5 protein-coding genes are annotated in these 6,722 nt (G+C 76.2%); 2 read left to right on the top strand and 3 right to left on the bottom strand.

Features of this window, described 5'->3' with window-relative positions; translation table 11 throughout:
* Positions 1-1,362: FAD-dependent monooxygenase (locus tag AB0N76_RS38640; RefSeq protein ID WP_363565534.1), on the top strand; the 1,362-nt coding region annotated here is incomplete at its 5' end.
* Here AB0N76_RS38640 and AB0N76_RS38645 read toward each other — a convergent pair.
* The gene (locus tag AB0N76_RS38645; protein ID WP_363565535.1) at positions 1,359-2,174 is read right to left on the bottom strand and encodes a thioesterase family protein; all 816 of its coding nucleotides are present in this window, start codon (positions 2,172-2,174) and stop codon (positions 1,359-1,361) included. The genes AB0N76_RS38640 and AB0N76_RS38645 overlap by 4 nt on opposite strands.
* 139 nt (positions 2,175-2,313) lie before the next feature.
* Entirely contained in the window at positions 2,314-2,616 is a 303-nt protein-coding gene (locus tag AB0N76_RS38650; RefSeq protein WP_363565536.1) for a DUF1905 domain-containing protein, read from the bottom strand.
* 379 nt (positions 2,617-2,995) lie between these two features.
* Between AB0N76_RS38650 and AB0N76_RS38655 the strand changes: the two genes are divergently transcribed.
* Positions 2,996-3,523 (top strand): hypothetical protein, encoded by a 528-nt coding sequence (locus AB0N76_RS38655; RefSeq protein ID WP_363565537.1) that lies wholly within the window; start codon positions 2,996-2,998, stop codon positions 3,521-3,523.
* Positions 3,524-3,527: 4 nt separating this feature from the next.
* Here the strand turns inward: AB0N76_RS38655 and AB0N76_RS38660 are convergent.
* A partial coding sequence (locus AB0N76_RS38660; protein ID WP_363565538.1) for a lantibiotic dehydratase occupies positions 3,528-6,722 on the bottom strand: 3,195 nt, incomplete at its 5' end.

The raw sequence follows: 6,722 nt of genomic DNA on the forward strand, positions 1-6,722 counted from the left end.
CTCGCCGACGTCCCGCGCCGGCCGTCCCACCCCGGCGACCGGGCTCAGTCCGCCGACCGGGCTCGGTCCGCCGACCGGCCCGAGAGCATCTTCGCCCCCGCCGCGATGGCCGACTGGAGCCCGACCACCGGCCGCCGCGCGACCCTCGACGCCGTCGAACCCGTCCTGCTCGCGGCCGCCCGCCGCCGACCGGCCGAGCTCCGCTTCGGCACCCGGCGCACCGGCCTGCGGCACGGCGGCGACCACCTCACCGTCGACCTGACGGACATCGCCACCGGCGCCACCGAGACCGTCACCGCCGACTACCTGATCGCCGCCGACGGCGCGGGCGGCGCGCTCCGCCACGAACTCGGCGTCCCCTCGACGCACGGCGCGAGCCACGGGCACCAGCTCAACATCCTGTTCCACGCCGACCTCGAACACGTCGTCCGGGGACGGGAGTTCAGCGTCGTCCTGATCGCCCGACCCGGCGTGCGGGGGATGCTCACCGCGATCGACGCCCGCACCCGCTGGGCCTTCCACCTGCGCTACGACCCGGCCGTCGAGAGCCCCGCCGACTACCCGCCCGCGCGCTGCGAGCGGATCCTGCGCGACGTCCTCGGGGTGCCCGGCGCCGAACCCCGGGTGGTCAGCGTGCTGCCCTGGGAGGCCCGCGAGCGCACCCTCGACCGCCTGCGCGCGGGCCGGGTGTTCTTCGCCGGCGACGCGGCCCACCAGATGCCCCCGGCCGGCGCCCGCGGCGCCGGCACCGGCATCGCCGACGTCCACAACCTGGTCTGGAAGCTCGCCGCCGTCCTCGACGGTCGCGCGGACGAGCGCCTGCTCGACACCTACCAGGACGAACGCCACCCCGCCGCCGTCCACGCCGTCGCCGCCTCGGGCGCCAACGCCCGGGCCATGACGCCCGGCAGCTCCGCACCCGATCCCGACTGGAGCACCCCGGCCGCCCACGGCCTCGGCGACCGCAACCGCTCCGCCGCCGTCCTCGCCGCGGCGGGCGACCCGGCGGACCCGGTCACCGCCGTGCTCGACGGCGGCCCCGGCACCCGCCTCCCGCACACCTGGACCGACGCCGCCCGGTCCCGTTCCACCCTCGACCTGCCCGCCGGGGACTGGATCCTGCTCGGCCCGCCCGCGTGGCGCCCGGCCGCCGACACCGCCGGCCTGCGCCACGCCGACCCCGGCCCCGAGTTCGCGGCCCGCGCCGGGACCTCCGCGGCCGGCGCCCTCCTGGTCCGCCCCGACGGCCACATCGCCTGGCGCTCCACCGGCCCCGCCGATCCGGCCACCGCCCTCACCGCCGCCCTGCGCCGACTGCCGCTGCGCACCCGCCACAGCGCGGGCCGGCGGGCAGACGGTTAACCGAGCGCCTGCGGGCGGACGGTGAGGATCTGCTCGGCATGGCCGACAGGGCCGTGGACGTCGTGCAGGACGCTGCTGGTGAGCCCCTGGCCCGACGGGCCGAAGGTGACGGTGGTGTCGAGCCCGGTCCACGGGCCCTGCGGCTGCCGGTGCAGATGGATCGTCAAATCCAGGTTGGGGAACATCCACGCCGTGGGGTCCTGCTGCACGGCGACGCCGTTGGCGGTGTCCACCAACGCGAGGTACGAGGCGAGGGCGCTGACCGGCTCGCCCGCGACCAGGTCGACGCGCGAGGACACCCAGGCCGTGGCCCGCCCCTTGCGGACCGGCGGGGTCCGGCGGAGCTCGACCGACGCCACGTAGCCGCCGTCCCACTCCTCGTCCATCGCCCAACGGGGGAGCTCCTCGGGGGCGGGGATCCGCTCGTGCGGGCTGTCGGCCACGGCGGAGGTGTCCAGGGACGCCAGCAGCCAGGCGCGGGCGCGCACCACCGGCCGGTCGCCGATGACCACGGTGGCCTCGACGAGCTCGATGGTCCGGCCGGGCCGGACGGTCTCCACGGTGATCTCGCACTCGTCGAGGGCGATCCGGCCCAGGATGTCGTAGCTGATCCGCGCGAGCGTCAGCTCCCCGGCCCGGTGGGCCGCCTGCTCCGCGAGGTGCCGCTCGACGGCGTGCACGACGAGCCCCGCGAGCGGGCTGAAGTGCTGCTCGTCGGTGTCCCAGGCGCCCCCCGCGTGAGCGGTGGGTTTGAACCGGCGCTCGCCCGTCCGCTGGTAGTAGCTCTCACGCACGACGACGCCGGTGGTCACGGGGATCCGTCTCCTCGAACAGGGCACACCTGCGTGGGGGCAGGTGCATCGGCTACGAATCGTAGGGAGCGCCGGCCTCGCGTGTCATCGTGATCTGCCCCTCACGTTCGCGTCACCTTCGTGGCTGTCCCGGGGGCCGTCAGAGGTCGACGAGCTCCACCGTCACGGTCGCGACGTCCCCCGGATCGAGCCCCTCGGCCTTGCGCACCGCGCGCTTGATGGGCAGGACGTAGCAGCCGCGGCCGCGGTCCGGGAAGATCGAGGTCAGCCAGCTGCTGCCGCCGACCGTGACCCGCACCCGGCGCGCGCCGAAGCCGCGCGCCGGCCCGCCGGGCAGGTCCTGGATCTCCCCGGACGCCTCGGCGGGAAGACTGACGAAGGTCCAGTTGTCGGCCCGCCGGGCCTCCCAGATCCACAGCTCGGCCTCGAATTCGAACAGCATGGACCAAGGATCCCACGCGCCCGGGATGCACCCGGGACGCGGGTGGTTGGCGGGGCTGCGCCCGTCCGCCACCGGCGTTTCGGCACCTCCGCGAGCGGGCGGGCCTGTCCGGGAGGCCCCGGGGGAGGTAGGCAGGCTGCCTGCTTACTTGGGGCTCCGCGTCCGACGGTCCGTCAATCCGTGCTGGTCGGAGGCCGTTGGACGGGCCCGGCTGGGCCGGTCGGGTGGGGTCGGGGCGCGTACCGGTGCGGCCGCGGCGGGCGGCGGCCGGTGCTGACGGGAGGCTGGTGCCTCCGAGCCGGGCCGGAGAGCGGGAGCGCGTGTGAGCGGGAGCAGCAGTCGAGCGGGTCATGGCCCCGACACCGGGACCGGGGACCGGGTGGCCACCGATCCCGGCGTACTGGGGACCGCGCTCGCCGTGGTGCTGGCGTTCTCGCTCGCGGAGGGTTCGTGGCAGTGGTTCTCCACCTACCTCGGCGTGACGCTCCTCATGGTCGTCCTCTCCTTCGGCCGCACGCCGGTGCCGACACCGGGCCGACCGGTCGCCTATGTGACGGGTCTGGCGGCGTACTCGCTGGTCGTGGGCCTGTGTGTGGCCTTGGCGCTGGCGCCGGCCCTGCAGCGCTGGGACTGGCTGTTCCCCGCGCCGGGCACCCGCGGCGGGTGTGTGCAGTCCGGCCGCTACGAAGGTCTGCAGGTGCAGGCCGCGCTCGGGGACCTGGCCGGGCGGAACGGCGACGCGCTGGCGTACGCGCAGCGGGAGCAGAGCCGGCAGGCCGCCGAGGACTGCCTGGCGGCGACGGTGACGCGCTGGCTGCCGGTGTACGCGCTGGGGGTGGCCCTGCTGGTGGCGGCGGGTTCCTGGGCGTGGGCCCGGGCACGGCGGACTTCGGCGGCCCCCGGCTGAGCCGTCAGTCCTCGCCGCGCGCGGCGCCGTTGCCGGTGCCCGAAGCGGATTCCGGGGCTGCGCCGAGGCTCAGGCCCTTGTGCGTCCGTTGGAGCATCTGGACCAGCCACCCCTCGGACGGGCGCCGGTCGGCGAGCAGCCGGTTGCAGTGCAGGTGGAGGTAGCTGCCGAGGAGTTGGTCGCGGTCGGTGGTGAGCCGTCCGGCGGCCGCCAGCTCGGAGAGCCGTTCGTCGGCCCGCGCGAGCCCGTCCCGCCGCTGCCGCAGGATCTCCGCCACGCCGTCGCCCAGCAGGGCCGGGCCCGTCGGGGTGCCGAGCAGGGCGCGGAAGCGGCGCTGCCGGACGCGGTAGTCCTCGCCGGCCTGACGGCGGGCGGCGCTGTAGTACTGCCGGGCCTGCTCGGTGTACCAGCGCAGCCGGTCCTCGGGGCCGAGGCCGAGCCCGGCGAGCAGGTCGTCGGTGGTCACGGCGGCCAGCTCGGCGAGATCTCCCTCCGGACCGGCTCCGGCCTGTGGGGTTCCGGCTTCCCGCCCGGCGGCGGGCTGTGCCATGACCGGCTCGGCGAGCAGTCGCAGCACGGCCCGGCTGTCGGCGCAGAAGACCTCCTCGCTGACGTCGGTGCCCTCCGACCCGCCGTAGCGTTCGAGTTCGCGGTCGTAGGTGTCGATCACCAGCCGGGAGACCAGGCCCTCCTCGGTGAGCCGGGCGGCGAGCCGGGCGACTTCCGGGAGCAGGTGACGGGTCAGCGCGTCGTGGTCGCCCTTCCAGCGCAGCCGCAGGTGCGGGTCGGGGTCGGCGTACCGGATGAAGAACCACTGCCGGGCGAGTCCGGACACCTCGGCCATCTCGCACAGCCGCCGGAGCGGACCGGCCAGCAGGCCGTTCTCCTGGGCGCGGTCGCAGTAGAACTTGGCGAACAGCCAGTCGCTCCCCGGCAGCCGCAGCCGGTCCCGCACGGGGACGGGGACCGGGGCCGGCCGGCCGTCGCTCCGCGCGACCGGCGCCTCCGCCTCCACCGCGTCCGCCTTCACCGCGTCCATCACAGCCGCGTCGGTCTCCCGTGGCGTCGCCGCATCCCGCGGCGCCGGCCGCGGGCGCAGGACGAGCGGCACCACGAGTTCGCTCATGAACACGCCGTCCGTCCCGGGAACCCACGCGGTGCCGGCGTCGGGCAGCGCCTCCTGGAGGACGAGCACCCCGCCCCGGTTGCCGCGCGCCTCGGCCCGCAGCTGCTCGACCTGCCCGGGATCGTCGAGGTCGAGCAGCAGCCGGTTGTCGGCCATGGTCAGGTAGAGGCGCGGGGGGACCGACCACTCCGTGCGCCAGGCGGCGACCCGGTCGGCGAACGCCTCGGCGTCCTCGCTCCACTCCTTGGCGCCGCCGTCCGGCCGGCGCAGCAGCCACCGGGCGGGGGAGAGGACGATCCGCCCGTACTGCACCCTGGGCAGGAACGGGAAGCCGTTCGCCGGACCCCAGTCGAAGGGGGCGAACTCGGGCGTGCCGTCCCGGGTCACCTCGTCGAGGAACCGGCAGACGGCGGGCGCCTGGTGGATGTTGAGCATGTGCCGCGCGGTCGGGCGCAGCGTGATGCCGAGCCGCCGCGACCGGAGCCGGTAACGGTCCTCCCGCAGACCGACGAGGATGTCGTCGAGCGGGACGACCCGGTCGGCGGGCACTCCGGCGGGGACGTCGAGCACGATCTCGTGGTCGTGGGCGGCGGGCCGCACGACGACGTTGGCCATCCGGTGGATCGCGGGGAGGTAGACCACCTCGGTGGGCCGTCCGGCCTCGGGACGGGCGCGGTACTCGGCCTCGCCCAGGTCGCGCAGGGCCGCCGGCCCCTCCGGTGCGAGGAGGTCGGCGAACCGGCCGAGTGAGCGGCCGGCGCTGCTGGCCCCCAGGTTGGGTCCGACGACGAGCAGGAAGTCCCCGCGGTCCACGGCCTCCGGTGTGGCCGCCGCGAGGAAGGCGGACAGCTCCAGCGAGACGGGCGCGGGGGCAGGCGAGGGACCCTCTGCCGTCGCGGGATCCCAGGTCTGCAGCGCCGCGACCGTGCTCTCGGTCAGTTCGGCGACGCGGGCGCCGTCGCGCAGGGCGGTGAGGGCGAGGTCGGTGAGCGTGTTCGCACGCCGGGCGGCCACCTCCGGCGGGACGACCGGCGGGCCTCCGTGGGTGTGGGCGGGCGGGCCGATCCCGGTGTCCGGGTCGAGCAGTTCCAGCAGCGGCACCTCCCCGTCGCGGCCGTAGCGCTGCAGGAAGGCGTTCCGGTGCGCCGGCAGGTCGGGGGAGCCGAACGGCTGCGGCGACAGCCGGAGCAGCAGTTCGACCGCCCGGGCGCAGTCCTCGCCGACGGCGGCGGCGATCCGGTCGCCGGCCACCGGGCGGGCCATGTCGGTCTGGAAGGCCGGGCCGGTGACGGGATGGATCTCGGCCGCGCGCTCGGTGACGCGGCGGGCCCGGGCCGGTGCCTGGTCGGCCGGTCCGCCGTCGAGCTCCGACATCCCGGCGAGCAACTCCGCCAGCTGCCCGGCCGTAGGGGCGCAGCTCGGGCGGTCGGCGAGGCGTCGGCGCAGCTCGTCGGCCGGATCGGCGGTGGTGAGTCTGGCGCGCAGGTCGGTGACCAGGAAGCGCTGGCGCCAGAGTTCGGTGAGCAGCCGGTCGATCTGTTCGGGGCTGCCGCCGGTGTGGTCGAGCAGGTGCCGGTGCAGCCGCTCGTACGGGACGGGGTGGCGGGCGGCGCTCAGTACCTCGCGCACCGCGGCGGTCAGGCGGACCGAGCCGGTGCCGCCCGTCGGGCCGCCGTCGGCCGTGCCGCCGTCGACCAGGCCGAGCCGTCCGTTCCGTTCGACGGCGCGGGCGTCGACCGTCCACGTGCTGTCGGCGCGGGCGGCGGGGTCGCCGTCCAGGGCGAGGCACAGCTCGGTCAGCCAGCCCATGTCGGGGCGGGTGCGGATGCGGTCGGCGTCGTTGCGCACGGACAGTGTGGTCCGCTCGCCCCAGCCGGCGAGCGAGACCGCCGCGAAGGCGCCGTACGGGGTGGGGCGGGTGCTCATCCGGATCAGGTAGCGGGCCAGTTTCAGCTCGGCCCGGGCCACGTCGCGCGGGCTCGCCCCGGGGCGTTGCAGCGCCTCCAGCAGGTCGGGGGAGCCGACGGCCAGGGCGCGCCGCACCCGCGGGTCGGCGAGGCCGCCGCGCGGGTC

Origin of the sequence: Kitasatospora sp. NPDC093806 (genome assembly GCF_040683335.1) — a bacterium.
GTDB lineage: Bacteria > Actinomycetota > Actinomycetes > Streptomycetales > Streptomycetaceae > Kitasatospora.

What these genes read in the sequence shown, in the direction of transcription:
- AB0N76_RS38650 (WP_363565536.1), bottom strand. Translation starts at nt 2,616, where the DNA reads ATGCTGTTCGAATTCGAGGCCGAGCTGTGGATCTGGGAGGCCCGGCGG.